The sequence below is a fragment of the Micromonospora terminaliae genome (assembly GCF_009671205.1).
Classification (GTDB): domain Bacteria; phylum Actinomycetota; class Actinomycetes; order Mycobacteriales; family Micromonosporaceae; genus Micromonospora; species Micromonospora terminaliae.
Genome location: NZ_CP045309.1, coordinates 1,641,592 through 1,656,855, shown reverse-complemented (window position 1 = coordinate 1,656,855; position 15,264 = coordinate 1,641,592). Strand labels below are relative to the sequence as shown.

The following is a 15,264-nucleotide window of genomic DNA, read 5'->3' as shown; positions in this document are numbered from 1 at the left end:
TCTACCTGGCCTGCGGCCAGCCGTTGGCCACGGTGAAGAGGTCCTCGGTGAGTTCGTCCCAGGGCCGGAGCCGGGGCATCTTCTGGCCGAGGGCCTCGGCGAGGAAGCGGAAGTCCTCCTCGAGCACGTCGATCGTCTTGAGGTAGGTGTGGGCGTCCAGCGACTTCAGCGTGAACAGCGTCGCGTCCGCGACCTGTTGCGCGGTGAACAGGCTCTCGGACCCGTGCGGGATGAGGGCCCGCATCATGTCCGTCTTCGCCTGGTGGACGTAGCGGATCAGGTGGGAGGTCGGGTCGACGCGGATCATCTCGGCGGCGACGGCGGCGTTCTTGGGCACGAGGAACGCCTGGAAGGCCAGGTATTCCGGCACGGCCTCGGTCCACTCGCGCAGCCGCCGGATGAAGCGCTGTTCGATGATGTGGTCCAGCTCGAACAGGTACCCGAAACCGGACACCTTGCGGACCCGGCTCTGCATCTTGTTGTACTGGTTGATGCCCATCCCGGCCACGTCGTCGTAGTGGCGCAGCATCGCCGCCGTGAGGGTCACCTGGCCCGGCAGCCTGCCGTGCGCCGCCTTGATGACGGCGCGGTAGTCGTCGCCCAGGTGCGCCGTGAGGTAGCCGCGGACCCACTGACGTTCCGTGGCGAGCAACCAGTCCAGCGGCGCCTTCGGGTCCTTCCTGTTGCGGCTGGCCCAGGCGAGGTATTCGTCGTACTCCCAGCGCAGCATCGAGTTGCTGAACGACGTCATGTCCTCGGTGAACATCGCGCGCACGTCGAGGTCGAGGAGCTCCTCAGCCTCCTTCGAGGCCTTCTTCGTCTCCTGCAGGACGTCCTGAACGGCCTTTGCGAGGCGCGGGGCGGCGCGCGGGTTCGCGATCGTGGTCTCCAGCATCTTGACGAGCTTTTCCTGCTGCCGTTCCGGCAGGCTCTCGAGCCGTTTGAGGAATGCACGGGAGCGCGCCGGGCCGTCGGCGTCGGCCAGGATCCGGCGCAGGTCGGCCGTGAGTCCTTCGAGGCGGGCGAGTTCCTCGCTGAGTCGCGTTGCGCTTCTGCCCAGGCGGACGTAGGCCGTCGCGCCGACGGACACGGCCGCCAGAGTGCCGTACAGGACGATGTCGTTGGCGGTGACCTGGTTGCCCCAGAAGTCCCGACCGGTCGCCATCATGAACGCGAGCTGACCGAGCTCGTAGAGGTCACCGATGACGGGGACGAAGCTCAGTGGCACCTCGATCATGAGCTGGAGCACCGAGAGGAACCCGGTCCGGTCGGGCAGGGCGTGCTGGTGGTAGGTCTTCCTGTCGAGGTCGAGGTGCGCGCCCTGCCCCGGAACCCGCTCGTGCGGCACCTTCAGGGAGTAGATGAACGTCGACCGCGCGAAGGCGTTCGGCCCGGCCCGGGCGGTCACGGTGACGTTGTCGTCGTGCTGGATGACGATGAGGCTGACCGAGCCCTGGCAGCGAGCCGAGTAGGCGTACGCCGCGGGTTTGTCCGGGTCCTTGATCGTGACCTGCACCTCGAAGCGGCCCTCCCAGGACTGGATCACCACGCCGGTGGGCCGCGGCACGATCACCAGCCCGGGCGGAAGGATCTGCCTGGAGACGTAGCCGAGGCTCACCGCCATCCGGTCGGCGATCCTGTCCAGGTCGTCCGCCTCGATCGACACGGTCTCCTTGCTGCCCGAGACGAGCACGTACGGGGTGCCCATGGCCGCGAGAATCGACTGCGGATCGTCGAACAACGGCGTCACCCGGGGGTCCTGGTTCCGGAAGACCGTGACCTGCGGCGTGAGGTCACAGCGCATGGTGTCCGGGTCGAGGACCGCGTGGCGCAGGTCGGACATGGGCCGGCGCTGGTGGTGCGACGGGTGGCACTGGCAGGCGGGGCCGGGTGACGCGGTGACGGCGGAGAACGGCGACCGGGGCCGCTCGACCCGGAACACGGTGAACGACGGCCGGTCCCGGCGTACCTCCACCGTGGCGTCCCGTGCCAGCGCCAGCAGCAGGACCGGGCGCCGGAACTCGGGGGACTCGGGGTACGCCACCTTCGCCGGGCCGCCGGACGGCGGCATCCAGTGCCACACGACCGGCGGGATGCCCAGTTCCTTCCACCGCTTGGCGCTCGCCCGCCCCGGGCGGATGGTCCAGGTCCAGGAGACCTTCAGCGAATTGTCGGTGACGGTGATGCGGGCGAGGTTGTCGGACGGGATCAGCCGGCCGGTGAACGCCAGTGCGCCGGCCAGCGAGGGCATCGACGGGTAGGTGGCGCCGTCGCGCAGCACCTCACGACTCCTCGTCGGGCACCCAGTGCCCGTCCGGCTGCCTCGTCCAGCGCGGCAACCCCTCCGCCGTGCGCAGGTGCATGAGGCTCGTGGGCACCCGCACCTCCCAAGGCTCACCGGCGGGGACCTCCGTGCCGGGCATGCCGAGCCGTTCCGCGATCTCGTCCGCGATCGGCAGGTACGTGTCGTCGCTGATGGTCGGGAGCGGGCCGCCCTCCCAGGGGTCGCCGGTCTTGCGGAAGTGGTCCACGGCGGACTCGAAGCCGGGCCGGACCGGCAGCACGAGCCGCGCGTAGCCCGCCTTGAGGAAGTCCTCGAACTCCAGGTCGCCGTCGCGGATGTCGAGGCGCTCCAGCCAGACCGAGCGCCGCCCCCAGAAGTACGGGTAGCACACCCAGGACATGTTCTCCCATTCGAAGGCCTGCTCGAAGAAGCGCACATAGGCGCCCTCCAGGCCGGCCTGGTCGAAGCGGGTCCGGGGCAGCCCGTCCGGGCCCGCCGTCGTGGCGTCGAACAGGTCGAAGTGCTGTTCGGTCAGGAGCGTGACGCACATGCGCTTGAGCTCGTCGACCATCGTGGCCCGGTTGCGGTACGCCTCCCGGCTCACGATCACCGGCGGCGCCGTCGCCTCAGCCGTGGCCAGCTTCGCCTCGTACTCGGACAACCGCGAGCGGTAGGCCTCCACCAACTGGGCATGGGTCTCGTGCTGCCACACCTTCATGGCGTGGTCTGTCGCGGCGCAGGTCACCTCGACGGCGCACGCGATGTGCCCGACCTTGTCGGTGGTCAACGCGAACGGGACGTTGCCGGTCTCGCCGTTCAGATCCGTGATCCACACCCACGGGGATCCCGCCCCGAACCGGTGCGCCCGCTGGCCCACGACCACATCGACGCTCCAGCCGTCCCAGATGGTGGTGACGACGCCCACCGATGCCTGTACCGCCCGGTACCCGTCGGGCACCTTGATCCTCGTCGAGTCCGTGAACTCCTGGCTCGACTCCTCCCCACCGGTGTGGAAGTCGTACGCCTCGGTGGTGAACGGCTGCGGCGGCGGCTTGATGCCGGTGGCGCCGTACAGCGTGACGAAGGTCTGATAGGTGTCGGACCGCAGTTGCTCGGGGCGGACCGAGAACGGCACCGGCTCGACGATCTCGACGACCTCGGCCCGGCTGCGGCGGAACGCCTCGATGAGCTGCGCGCCCGGCTCGGGCACCATGACGTCGTACAGCGTCCGCCGGCCGTAGTTGTAGACCTGCGCCTCGTAGATCTTGGTCAGCCACTGGTACACGCCGACCACGTGCTCGGTGCCGAGCGTGTTGTCGAACGTGTGCTGGTCGGTCTCCTCCACCTCCGTGGTGGTGCGGCGGGTCTCCCGGGTGAGGATGCGCTCGGCGGTCCGCTCCGCGGCGGTCTGGGTCACCTCGCGGGCCATGGTGCTCGCCGAGGACTCGCTCTCCTCCGTGTTCCGCGTCCACGCGGCGTCGGCGCTGGCCTGGAAGTCGACGGTCGGCCCGTAGCTGCCGGAGACCGTGAGCGACCCTTTGACGTCGGAGCGCTCCTGCAGCAGGGACTGGGTCTCGCGCTGCAACTCGAAGCGGTCGGTGGTCGTCAGGGAGCTGCTCTGCTCGCTCTCCCGCTCGCGCTCCTGGACGAAGATGCTCTCCGTCTCGGTCCGGGTGCGCCGGGTCCGGTCCCGCGACTCGCTGCGCAGCACGTTCTCGACGTACGCGATCTCGTCACGTACGTAGCCCTTGAGCTGCTGGCGCACGACGTACAGGTCCATGACGCCGGCCGGCCCCAGGTCGGCGTGAGTGTGCGGGACCGCCTCCGGATCGGGCGGGCTGCCTGCCTGCTCGAAGAGGTCGAGGAGGTCCCTCGGGGTGCGGCAGTGGATATCGGCGAGAAGGCCGTTGGCGCGGGCGACGACGACGTTGCCGCGTCGCCACCAGCTGGTGCGGGGCATGAGCGACTGCACCAGGCCCTGCGCCGACTCGTGCAGCGCACGTCGCTCCCGCAGCAGGGCGGAGACGACGTCGGGCAGGTGGTCGGCCGGATCGATCCCGAGATTCCGGAGGGTTTCCCGCGTGCCGCGGCCGAGCCGGTCGATGGCGGTCGCGTCGAGCCGCACCCCGCCCTGCTCCGTGATCGGCAGGAACTCCGGCCGTCCGCTGATCGCGATCTGGGCACCGGGCTGCACCGGGATGCCGGGTGCCGGCGACGGCAGCTCCGACAGCCGCAGCGGCAGCTCGAGTTCCTTTCGGCGGATCGTCAGGTCACGCTCGAAGAGCGCCTGCGGTCGCAGGTTCTCCGGCGGCAACACCTGCGGGTACTCCCGCTGCGGGGTGCGCCGGAAGCCGGTCGCGGGCACGGCCGCGAGTTCGGTGACGGCCGCGTCGACGGCCTCGTGCCGGGTCGCCAGCTCGGCCAGCCGGTCCTTGATCGAGCCCGGGTCGCCGGGCGGCGACACCGGCCGGGGCCCGCGTCCGAACCACTCCGGCAGGCGTACGGTGCGTAACAGGCGCTGCTCGCCGGAGGCGAGGTAGCCGTGGACGCGCAGCACGTCGACGAGTCGGGCGATCGGGCGGCGGTGTTCGGCGGGCAGCAACTTGATGACCAGGATGCTGTCCTTGATGTCGGCGATTCCCGCCGTGGTCTGCGGGTCCGCCAGGAAGTCGGCGACCGGGCGGCCCAGGAGAGCCGCGAGGTCGAGATCCGGCTCCGACCGGGCGAGCGCCTCGCTCACGGGGCGGGTCGCGCCGACCACGCCCGTCGTCTCCTCCCCGGTCACATAGTGCGGACCGGCCGCGAACTCCGCCGCCAGGCGTTTCATCCGGGCGAGGGAGTCCGGTTCGGCGGCGACCTCGGCCAGCCGCCGTTGCAGCTCTGTGTCGGCACTCAGGTCGATCGCCTCGGGCGCGTCCGTCCTGAGTGGTTGCCGGACCTGTGCGAATCGGAAGAGAGCCTCCATGGGCGGAGGCTAGTCCCGCGCGGCACACCGGCTCAGTCACCTTCGCGACCGCGTAATCGCGGATAGTGGTCGCCGGAAGCGGCTGCTTCCGGTCGGCTGCCGGCCGACGCCACGCGCGGACCGCTCACCCAGCCAGCCAGGCGCGCAGCTCGGCGCCGTGCTCGTCCAGGCCGGGCGGTGGCAGGTCGTAGCGGGGCGGGGTCGCCGACAGGCCGATCGGGTGCCGCACCCCGGGCACGCCGTCGATCGTCACCACCGGGTCGAGCCCGAGCCCGTCGGCCAGGGCCACCCCGTCGGCGACCGTGTTGATGGGGCTGGACGGCACGCCCGCCGCGCGCAGCTCGCGGAACCACTCGGCGGTGGTCCGCCGGGCCAGGGCGGCCACCAGCAACGGCCGCAGCGCCGCGCGGTTCGCGGTGCGGTCCTGGTTGCGCCGGAACCGCGGGTCGTCGGGCAGCCCGGGCAGGCCGAGCACCCGGCACAGGGTGCGGAACTGGGCGTCGTTGCCGGCGATCACCACCAGCTCGCCGTCGGCGGTGGGCAGCGGCTCGTACGGCATGATGCTCGGGTGGGCGTTGCCCATGCGGTGCGGCACCACTCCCCCGGCGACGTGCGCGCCGGCGTGGTTGACCAGCCCGGACAGGGCCGAGGAGAGCAGGTCCACCTCGACGTGCTGCCCGGCGCCGGTGGCCGCCCGGTGGTGCAGCGCGGCCAGGATCCCGACCGCCGCGTGCAGCCCGGCGATCACGTCGAAGACGGCAACCCCCGCCTTGTACGGCGGGCCGTCCGCCTCCCCCGTGAGGCTCATCAGCCCGGACGCCGCCTGCACCATGAGGTCGTACCCGGGCAGGTCCGCGCCGCCGGCCGCGCCGAAGCCGGTGATCGAGGCGTACACGAGGCGGGGGTTGGCGGCCGTGACGGTGTCGTGGTCGAGGCCGAAGCGGCGCAGGGCGCCGGGCCGGAAGTTCTGGATCATGACGTCGGCCCGGGCGGCGAGGCGGCGGGCCAGCACCACGTCGCCGGGATCGGCGAGGTCGAGCACCAGCGACCGCTTGTTGCGGTTCACGGCGAGGTAGTAGGTCGACACCCCGTCGCGGACCGGCGGCTGCCAGGTCCGGGTGTCGTCGCCACCCGGCGCCTCCACCTTGACCACGTCGGCGCCCAGGTCGGCGAGGAGCATCGTCGCGTACGGCCCGGCCAGGATCCGCGAGAAGTCCGCGACGAGGACACCGTGCAGCGGCCCGGTCGAGCCCTCCCCCATGGCCTCCCCCTCCCCCGCCGGACCCGCGCTCCGGCTCCCCATGCCGGACATGGTGGCACGCCCACAGTGGAACCCGGTTGGCCGCGACCGGACCTCGCCATGACTGGAACGCTGTAGAGGTATCCGCGCACCCGTGACCTCCATGGCGTTCCACTCACCGCCGACCCGCCCGCGCGACCGCGTCGCGGCCCGGCAAGATGTCCGCTACGTGCCCGCCGACGACCGTTCGGCCATACGCGAGGCCGTCGACCACTCCCCGCGTTGATCAAGAGGTTTGCGTCGCACTCGGACCGAATCCCGACGCAAACCTCTTGATCAACGAGTTCCCGTGGCGGGCTGCCCGCCCGGAGGTCAGCTCCTGGATGCGCTGCCTGGGCTGCGTGTCCGGTTTGCGTCGGCAGGTTCGGGGCCTGGTGTCCGGTTTCGGCCCGGTCGTGGGGTGGTCGGGGCCACCGTCGGGGCGGAATCATGGCGGGGTCGGGGTCGTTGTACATGGCAGACCGCGCAGCACCCCGCCTCCGAGCGAGGCAGCCGCGGTTGGAATGACCGGTCCCGGCCGGTCGTTACATCTCCCGTGCCGCGCATCACCGGCCCACCGCACCGGCCAGCCGCAGGGAATCACCCCGCCGCCCCGGTCGTTACATCCCCCGGACCGCGCACCACCGGTCCGAGCCGGCTAGCCAGGGAATCACCCCCGGCCGCCGGTCGTTACATCCCCCGGACCGTGAAGGTCCGAGCCGGTGAGCCAGGGAATCACTCCGGGCCGCCGGTCGTTACATCTCCCCGGGACATCGGATCGAGCGTGTGGGAATCGCTTCCCCGCCGCCGATGGTTACACCCCGGACCGCCCGAGCAGGACCCCCACCGCCGGGCATCTCCCCAGACTTTCTCACCAGCACACCCGCACCCCCCTGTGCGTGTGCTGTGCACCCCCGACAGAAAGGCGTCACTCATCATGCGTACCAACACCATGCTGCGTAACACCGTTCTGACCGCTGCCGGCTTCGCCGCCACCGCCGGTGGGATCGCCGGCCCGGCCATCGCCGCCCACGCCACCCCCGCCGAGAAGACCGCCGCCCAGGTCAGCACCGACCGCAAGGGCCACGGCGAGCGCGAGCTGGACGTGCGCTACGAGGCCCAGCCGAACTTCTACTACTGCGGCCCCGCCGCCACCCGCAACGCCATCTCCGTGCTCGGCAAGAACATCGACGTCGACGCCATGGCCAAGGAGATGGGCACCACCGAGAACGGCACCAACAGCATCAACGACATCACCCCCGTCCTGAACAAGGAGACCGGCAAGCACTACCGGTCCATCGAAATCAAGGACGGCAAGGCCGACGACAAGCAGACCGACACCCTGCGCACCGACATCGTGCGCACCGTCGACGACGGCCGCGCCGTGGTCGCCAACATCGCCGGCACCACCACCGACACCGACGGCAACACCCACTCCTTCGAAGGCGGCCACTACATCAGCGTCGTGGGCTACCGCGACGGCGGGAAGACCGTGACCATCGCCGACTCGGCCGACCCGAACATGGCCTCCTACCGCATCAGCGTCGACAACCTCGCCGACTGGATCGCCACCCGCGGCTACTCCGCCTCCTGATCCACCGGCACCAACCAGAAAGGGCCCGACCCCACCCGGGGTCGGGCCCTTTCGTCGTCTCAGCGGTCGCCCGCGCGCACCGGCTCGTCGGCCTCGTCGGACAAGTCGACCTGCTGCCTGCCGTTCCGGAACGGCCAACGATGGCACACTGCCCACGGGCCCGGCAGCAGGGCTCCGCCCCGGCGACGCGGGGCCGTGGTGCGATCGGGGAGGAGCCGCGGCGTGCCGCTGCTGAGCTGGCTGTCCGAGTCGACCGACGAGCGGCCGGAGGCGGTCCGGGTCGACGACCGGTCGGCGTCCTGGGTCGAGCTGCGCCGGATGGCCGCCGCGGTCGCCGACGACCTGCGCGGCGTCGGACGGGTGGCCGTGCCGGCCACGCCCACCCTGGAGACCGTGGTCGGCGTGGTGGGCGGGCTGCTGGCCGGCGCGGCCGTCGTCCCGGTGCCGCCGGACGCCGGGCCCGTGGAACGCGACCACATCCTGCGCGACTCGGGCGCCGAGGCGCTGCTGACGCCGGCCGGCGGCGAGCCGTTCGACTCCGCACCCCCGGCCGTGCCGGTCGACCTGGCCCGCCGCTCGGACACCCGGCACCCGGAGTCGGACCCCGCGGCCACCGCGCTGATCCTCTACACGAGCGGCACCACGGGCGCTCCGAAGGGCGCCGTGCTGTCCCGCCGCGCCGTCGCGGCCTGCCTGGACGGGCTCGCCGACGCCTGGTCGTGGACGCCGGACGACCGGCTGGTGCACGGGCTGCCGCTGTTCCACGTGCACGGCCTGGTGCTCGGCGTTCTCGGCCCGCTGCGGCTCGGCAGCCGGCTGCACCACGTCGGCCGGCCCCGCCCCGAGCGGTACGCGGCCGCCGGAGGCTCGCTCTACTTCGGCGTACCCACGATCTGGTCCCGGGTCGCCGCGGACCGGGACGCGGCGCGGGCCCTGCGCGGCGCGCGGCTGCTGGTCTCCGGCAGCGCCGCGCTGCCCGAACCGGTCTTCGCGGCGCTCGCCGACCTGGCCGGCCACCGGGTCGTCGAGCGGTACGGCATGACCGAGACCCTGATCACCGTGAGCGCCCGGGCCGACGGACCCCGGCGGCCCGGCACGGTGGGCCAGCCCCTGCCCGGGGTGCGCACCCGGGTCGTGGACGAGCACGGCGACCCGCTGCCCGCCGGCACGATGGGCGAGCTCCAGGTGCGCGGCGGCACACTCTTCGACGGCTACCTGCACCGGCCGGACGCCGACGCGGCCAGCCGGACCCGGGACGGATGGTTCCGGACCGGGGACGTGGCCACGGTCGGGCCGGACGGCTGGCACCGGATCGTCGGCCGGGCGGCCACCGATCTGATCAAGAGCGGCGGCTACCGGATCGGGACCGGCGAGGTGGAGGACGCGCTGCTCGCCCACCCCGGGGTCCGCGAGGCGGCCGTGGTCGGCACGCCGCATCCGGACCTGGGTCAGCAGGTGACGGCGTACGTGGTCGGCGACGACCTGCGGGAGGCCGACCTGATCGACTTCGTGGCCCGGCAGCTGTCGGTGCACAAGCGGCCCCGCCAGGTCCGGCTGGTCGACGCCCTGCCCCGCAACGCCATGGGCAAGGTGCAGAAGAACCTGCTGGTGCAGGAGTGACGCCCGCCGGTCGCCGCCGGGGCCGCGGGAACCAGGGGGCCGGTGCGGACGACTACCTGTACATGGCGTGTGAGCAGTGGCGGGAGATCCTGTCGGCGCAGCTGGACGGGGAGGCGACCCGGTCGGAGAGCGCGGCGGCCGAGGCGCACCTGGCGGAGTGCGCCGGCTGCCGGGACTGGTTCGAGGCGGCCGTCGCGGTGACCCGGCGGGCCCGTACGCAGCTCGCCCCGCCGGTGCCCGACCTGGTCGACGCGGTGCTCGCCGCGGCCCCGCCGGTCCGGCCCGGGTGGCGGGAGCGCGTGGCGCTCGGCCTGCGTGGCGTACTCGGGCTGCTCGGGGCCGTGCAACTCGTGCTCGGTCTGGCCCAGGTCGGCCGGGAGGCCGTGATCGACCACGCGCACGCCACCGGCCAGCACCTCTGGCACGAGTCGGCCGCGTGGAACGTGGCCGTGGGCGCCGGTTTCCTCTACGTGGCGCTGCGGCGCTCCGCCCCGGCGGGTCTGTTGCCGATGCTCACCGCGTTCGTCGCCACCCTGCTGCTGCTGTCGGTGAACGACCTGATCACCGGGCAGGTGGCGGTGCAGCGGCTGGTCAGCCACGGCTTCCTGCTGGTCGGCTGGGGGGTGATGGTGCTGCTCGCGCGGCCCCGGTGGCGTCCGGGCGGCACGCCGCCCCAGAAGGGCCGGTCGGCCGGGTCGCGCTGGTCGCTGCGCACCGAGGAGCCGCCGGAACCGGCCCCGCTGCGCCTGGTGCCGCCCACGCCGTACGCCGCACAGGCCCGCGACCGCCGGGCCGCCTGACGGGCCGCCTGACGGGCCGGCCGGGTCAGACGACCCGGCTGCCCCGGGCCGGCCGCGCGTCGCCCTGCCAGGCGGCGACCAGGTCCTCCCGGGCGCGGGCGACCCGGGAGCGGATGGTGCCGACCGGGCAGCCGCACACCTGGGCCGCCTCGGCGTAGGAGAGGCCGACCACCTGGGTGGCGACGAACGCCTCTCGCCGTTCCGGGGCGAGCCCGGCGATGAGCCCGCGCAGGGTCACGGCCTCCTCCCCGCCCGGAATGACCGCCCCGGCGGCCTCGGCGGCGGCCTGCCAGTCGGGCAGCGCGGCCACCCGGGGGCGTGCCGCCGCGGCCCGCACGTGGTCCACGGCGACCCGACGGGCGATGGCGAAGACCCAGGTGCGGGCGGCGGACCGGCCGGCGAAACCGGGCAGGGCGCGCAGCGCGCGCAGGAACGTCTCCTGGGTGAGGTCGTCGGCCTCGGCGGGACCGGCCAGGTGCGCGAGGAACCGCCACACCGGGCCCTGCAGGGCCCGCACGAACGCGGCGGCGGCCTGCTGGTCGCCCTGCCCGGCCCGGCGCGCCCACCGGGTCACCTGCTCGTCGTCGGCCTCGGGGCTCATCCGCGACCGGCCCGCCGGTCCACCACCGTCACGATCGACGGTACGGGCGCGGGCCTCGCTCGGTTCATCCCCGCCGTCCTCCCTGTCACCCTCGCCGCCCGCCGGGCGGTCACCCGTTGGTCGGGCGCGGGAGCCGGGAAGTTCCCGGGCAGGGGTCAGGATTCGAGGGTCACCTCGACCGGCCCGACCCGCAGGACGCCGTCGGTGAGCGGGGCGCAGCGCACCCCGCCCCGGCCGCGCAGCGCCTTCCAGGTGCCGGGCGCGACCGTGACGTCCAGCCAGGCGCAGGGCGGTGCGGCCCGGTGGACCCGCAGGCTGACCGGCCCCGCGCCGGAGTCGAGGGTGAGCACCCGGCCGACCAGCTCGTCCACGGCGATGCCCCGGGTCAGCACGTTGCGGCGCACCTGGGTGAGGTCGGCGCCGGGCGGCAGCGACTCCTGCGCGATCAGGGTGACGCTCGCCTCCCGGTGCGCCGGCCGGCCGAAGTAGCGGTCGCCGACGATGCCCAGGCCGGCCCGGATCCGGACCTCCTCGACCAGCTCGCCCGGCGGCGCCGGGGCCGGGCCGTCGGCCGGCCGGCCCACGTAGCGGTGCACCGGCGAGGCCAGCAACTGGACGATCTGCGCCATGTGCGGATTGTCGCACGGACGTACCGGTACCTAAGCGGACGATAGCCGCCCTCACGTGTCCACCCTCCGTGGAGGACGTTGTACCGCGTGTGACGACGAGACGGTCCACCCCGGCCGGGCGTCACCCCGAGCTGGGACGACAGATCGCATGGACGCGGCGCGAGAACGAGCGCCGGCGGTGTGCGTACGAGGCGGCGGCCCGGACGTGGCGCCGTCGCGCCGAGCACCTGGAGCGGCTCCGGATCGAGGCGACCGGCTTCCACGGCTGCACCCTCCCCGGCGCCGACCTGCCGGTCGAGCTGGACGACGGCGAGGTGGTCTACCGTGTCGTGCCGGTCGCCGAACTGGTCGAGGCGGAGGCCCGGCACGTACCCGGGCTCCCCGCGCCGGACCCGGCGCTGACCGCCGACCTGCTCGACCCGGCCGACGGCGCGCTACCGAACGGGCTGCGGGTGGTCGACACCGGCGCCGCCGTGGTGACCGACCGGCGGGTCGCCTTCGCCGGGCGGGCCGGCCGGCGCGAGTGGGCCCATGACGACCTGCTCGGCCTCGGTCACCACCCCGATCTGCCGGTGACCCTGCTGCACCTCGGGGACGGCCGGCGCCCGGCCGGGCTGCGCGTGCCGGTCACCGGCGCGGCGAACGTCCGCTTCTACCTCACCCTCGCGTACGCCACCGCCACCGGGACCCGCGACGCGCTCGCCACGCAGCTCGACGCGCTGCTCGCCGCGCACCGCGCGGCCCGGCCGCGGCCACCGCGGCCGCTCGGTGTTGCCGACGCCCCGGCGCCCCGGCGGCGTCCGGCGCGCCTGGCCGCGGCCGGCGCCGTGGCGGTCGGGGTGCTCCTCGGCGTGACGGCGGCGGGCACCTGGCCCGCGACGGCCGGGCCGGTGCACCGGACGGGGGCGGCCACGGACGGTGCCGCCCAGACGCCCGACGACGACCGCTCGCCCGACCCGGTCCTCAGCACACCCGACGGCGGTTCGACCCGGTCGAAGGCCGGCGAACCCACCCGGCTCCGTCGGCCGGCCGACGGCGTTCGGCGGCCCGCCGTCACCGGAACGCCGACCCCGTCAGGTACGGAGCCGATCGCGCCCCCGGCACCGTCCCGCACCACGCCGCCCCCGACGACCGCGCCGGCCGCACCGACGACGCCGGCGGTGAGCCCGACCGGAACCCCGGCACCGACGGGAACCCCGACCGGCAGCCCCACCGTGCCGCCGACCGGCTCGCCGTCCCCGAGCGCCTCCACCCGGTCGGGCATCTGCCTCCACCCGCTGCGGCTGCCGGTCGTGGACCCGCTGCTGTGCCGCCGCATTTGACGCGGGCGCAGCCGGTCGTCAGGGGGTGTGCGGGGTGAGCAGGTAGTCGTCGGCCTCCGGGCTCCACCGCAGCTCCACGGCCCCGCTCGTGGCGGCGGCCTTGGCGAACTGGAGAAAGCTGCGGTATCCCAGCTTCTTCTCGCTGAAGTCGGGCCGCGCGCGCCGGAGCTGGTCCTTGAGCCCGGACAGCGGCACCGCGCCGCCCTCGCCCGCGAGGTCCACCACCACCGACCGCAGCAGCGCGAAGGCCACCTCCCGGTCGCCCCGTTCGGGCAGCGACACCTCCGGGTCCCCCTTGGCGGGTCCCGCGGCGAGCTCGATGACGTTGTGCCCGGCCAGGTGGCGCAGCAGTTCCCCGAAGGTGCGGAAGCCGTAGTCGGACTCGCTGAACGTCGGGTCCTTGCGGAGCAGCGTGCGCTTCAGCCCGGAGGCGGTCACCTCGCCGCTGGAGCTGCCCTGCATGCCGGCCACGGTCTGGGCCACCAGCACGGCCAGCGTGTCGACGTCCCGCGCCGGCTCCTCCTCGGCCGGCGGGGCCTCGACCGGCGGCTCCGGCGGCAGCTCGGCCCGCGGCGGCGTCTGCGGCTCGGCCGGGCGGGCCGCCCGGACCCGGCGGCCGGCCGCCGGCGGCACGTCGACCCCTTCGAGGCGGTCGTAGAAGAGGAACTCGTCGCAGGCGGGCGGCAGCAGCGCCGACGTGGACTTCTCCACACCGACCCCGATCACCCGCTTGTTGAGTTCCCGGAGCTTGTGCACCAGCGGCGTGAAGTCGCTGTCCCCCGTGCAGATCACGAACGTCGAGATGTAGTCGCGCTCGAAGGCCAGCTCGACGGCGTCGACGGCCATCTTGATGTCCGCCGCGTTCTTCCGCGAGGCGCCCATCCGCTGCGGTATCTCGATGAGTTCGACGTGCGACCGGGTGAGCATCCGCCGGTCCTCGTCGAAGTACGACCAGTCCGCGTACGCCCGGCGCACCACCACCCGGCCGCGTTCGGCGAGGGCGTCGGCGATCGGGCGGAAGTCGAACGGCCGGCCGCCGTGATGGTCGCGTACGCCCAGCGCCAGGTTCTCGTAGTCGAGGAACAGCGCGATCCGGTCTTCCTGATCCACGCCGGTCAGCCTAACCGTGCCGGCGCTCCGGTCCGGTCACCGCCGCCGCTCGTCGCGATAGAGGGTGTTGCGGCGGGCCACGTGCTGGATCGCGTAGCTGGCGATCAGGAGCAGCAGCGCCAGCACGACCTCGACGCCGGCGACCGCGCCGTTGGCGACGGTGAGGCCGAGCAGGAGCAGGATCAGCCCGACCACCGCCAGCAGGCCGGCCAGGAGCAGGCGGTTGCGCCTCCCCGTCGACCGGCCCCGATCGTCAGCACCCACCGCTGCCACCTCCTCCGGCCAGCCTAGGTGCTGCGCCTGCCGGTCCTACCTCACTTCGTCGAAGGCCCCCCGCAGGACGGCAATTCCCGTGCCGACCAGCCAGACGGCCGCGAGAAGCCGGAACGCCGGCTCCGGCCGGACGAGCGGCGGCAGCAGGATCGAGAGGGCAGAGGCCGCCACCAGCGGTCCCACGAACCTCCCGTAGCCGAACACCCACCGGGGCCGCCGATGGGAACGCCACGCGACCGCCGAGGCCGCCGTGATCAGCAGGCCGGCGCCGAGCAGGTGTGCCGCACCGCCGAGCACCAGCGCGGCCCTGCCGAGACCGGCGACGGTCGTGTCGCCGGCCTGCGTCGCCAGCAGCAGGGCCAGCCCGCACACCACCGAGGCGAACAGCGACCCGGCGGTGATCGCCGTACCCCAACCCAGCACCGCGCCGGCACGGGTGCCCCTCGCGTGCAGCGCCGTGCGCAGGCGCCACCCGAACCGGTACAGGGCGACCGCCGCCAGGATCTGCAACGCCGACTGGACGAGCACCGCCGCACGGCTGGCGGCATAGAAGTCACGCAACTGCGCGACGGACGCGTCGGGCAGGTAGAGGCTCTCCCCCGCCTTGAGCGCGCTGCCAGCCGCGATGCCGGCGACGAAGGCGGCCACGAAGACGATGCCCCACCATCCCCAGCGCCGGCCCGGCGCGTTCGCCGCCCGCGGTCCGCGTCGTGGTGGCGCCCCGGCCGCACTCCCGAGCCGATTCTGTCCCATTGACCCCTCCCTCTGGGCGGACGCGGCCGGACGA

General features: G+C 73.5%; 12 protein-coding genes. 4 read left to right on the top strand and 8 right to left on the bottom strand.

Annotated features, from left to right (window positions below; genetic code table 11):
• Position 1: 1 nt before the first annotated feature.
• The 3 genes from GCE86_RS07480 to GCE86_RS07470 all read right to left on the bottom strand — a co-directional run bounded on the left by GCE86_RS07480 (position 2) and on the right by GCE86_RS07470 (position 6,552).
• Entirely contained in the window at positions 2-2,281 is a 2,280-nt protein-coding gene (locus tag GCE86_RS07480; protein WP_154226256.1) for a hypothetical protein, read from the bottom strand.
• 1 nt (position 2,282) lies between these two features.
• On the bottom strand, positions 2,283-5,249 hold the full coding sequence (locus GCE86_RS07475; RefSeq protein ID WP_154226255.1) for a hypothetical protein: 2,967 nt from the start codon (positions 5,247-5,249) through the stop codon (positions 2,283-2,285).
• 124 nt (positions 5,250-5,373) lie between these two features.
• A complete protein-coding gene (locus tag GCE86_RS07470) occupies positions 5,374-6,552 on the bottom strand; it encodes a CaiB/BaiF CoA transferase family protein (RefSeq protein WP_239543053.1) in 1,179 nt (392 codons plus the stop codon).
• Positions 6,553-7,465: 913 nt separating this feature from the next.
• On the opposite strand from GCE86_RS07470, the gene GCE86_RS07465 reads away from it, so the two are divergent.
• From GCE86_RS07465 to GCE86_RS07455, 3 genes are all read left to right on the top strand, one after another.
• The gene (locus tag GCE86_RS07465) at positions 7,466-8,122 is read left to right on the top strand and encodes a C39 family peptidase (protein WP_154226254.1); all 657 of its coding nucleotides are present in this window, start codon (positions 7,466-7,468) and stop codon (positions 8,120-8,122) included.
• A gap of 222 nt (positions 8,123-8,344) precedes the next feature.
• A complete protein-coding gene (locus GCE86_RS07460) occupies positions 8,345-9,742 on the top strand; it encodes an acyl-CoA synthetase (protein WP_154226253.1) in 1,398 nt (465 codons plus the stop codon).
• Between the two features lie 62 nt (positions 9,743-9,804).
• The gene (locus tag GCE86_RS07455) at positions 9,805-10,542 is read left to right on the top strand and encodes a zf-HC2 domain-containing protein (RefSeq protein WP_154230375.1); all 738 of its coding nucleotides are present in this window, start codon (positions 9,805-9,807) and stop codon (positions 10,540-10,542) included.
• A gap of 25 nt (positions 10,543-10,567) precedes the next feature.
• Here GCE86_RS07455 and GCE86_RS07450 read toward each other — a convergent pair whose 3' ends face one another.
• Positions 10,568-11,143 carry a sigma-70 family RNA polymerase sigma factor gene (locus GCE86_RS07450; RefSeq protein WP_154226252.1) on the bottom strand — a complete coding sequence of 192 codons (576 nt, stop codon included), beginning with the start codon at positions 11,141-11,143 and terminating at the stop codon, positions 10,568-10,570.
• Between the two features lie 155 nt (positions 11,144-11,298).
• Positions 11,299-11,772: a molybdenum cofactor biosysynthesis protein gene (locus GCE86_RS07445; protein WP_154226251.1), complete on the bottom strand. Its 474-nt coding sequence runs from the start codon at positions 11,770-11,772 to the stop codon at positions 11,299-11,301.
• An 89-nt stretch (positions 11,773-11,861) separates the two neighbouring features.
• Between GCE86_RS07445 and GCE86_RS07440 the strand changes: the two genes are divergently transcribed.
• Complete coding sequence (locus GCE86_RS07440; RefSeq protein ID WP_154226250.1) at positions 11,862-13,094, top strand: hypothetical protein; 1,233 nt, start codon at positions 11,862-11,864, stop codon at positions 13,092-13,094.
• Positions 13,095-13,112: 18 nt separating this feature from the next.
• On the opposite strand, the gene GCE86_RS07435 is transcribed toward GCE86_RS07440, so the two are convergent.
• The 3 genes from GCE86_RS07435 to GCE86_RS07425 are packed head-to-tail and all read right to left on the bottom strand — an operon-like array spanning position 13,113 to position 15,230.
• The gene (locus GCE86_RS07435) at positions 13,113-14,204 is read right to left on the bottom strand and encodes a PIN domain-containing protein (protein ID WP_154226249.1); all 1,092 of its coding nucleotides are present in this window, start codon (positions 14,202-14,204) and stop codon (positions 13,113-13,115) included.
• A 36-nt stretch (positions 14,205-14,240) separates the two neighbouring features.
• Entirely contained in the window at positions 14,241-14,468 is a 228-nt protein-coding gene (locus tag GCE86_RS07430) for a hypothetical protein (protein WP_154226248.1), read from the bottom strand.
• Positions 14,469-14,513: 45 nt separating this feature from the next.
• Entirely contained in the window at positions 14,514-15,230 is a 717-nt protein-coding gene (locus GCE86_RS07425) for a hypothetical protein (RefSeq protein ID WP_154226247.1), read from the bottom strand.
• Positions 15,231-15,264 lie beyond the last annotated feature (34 nt).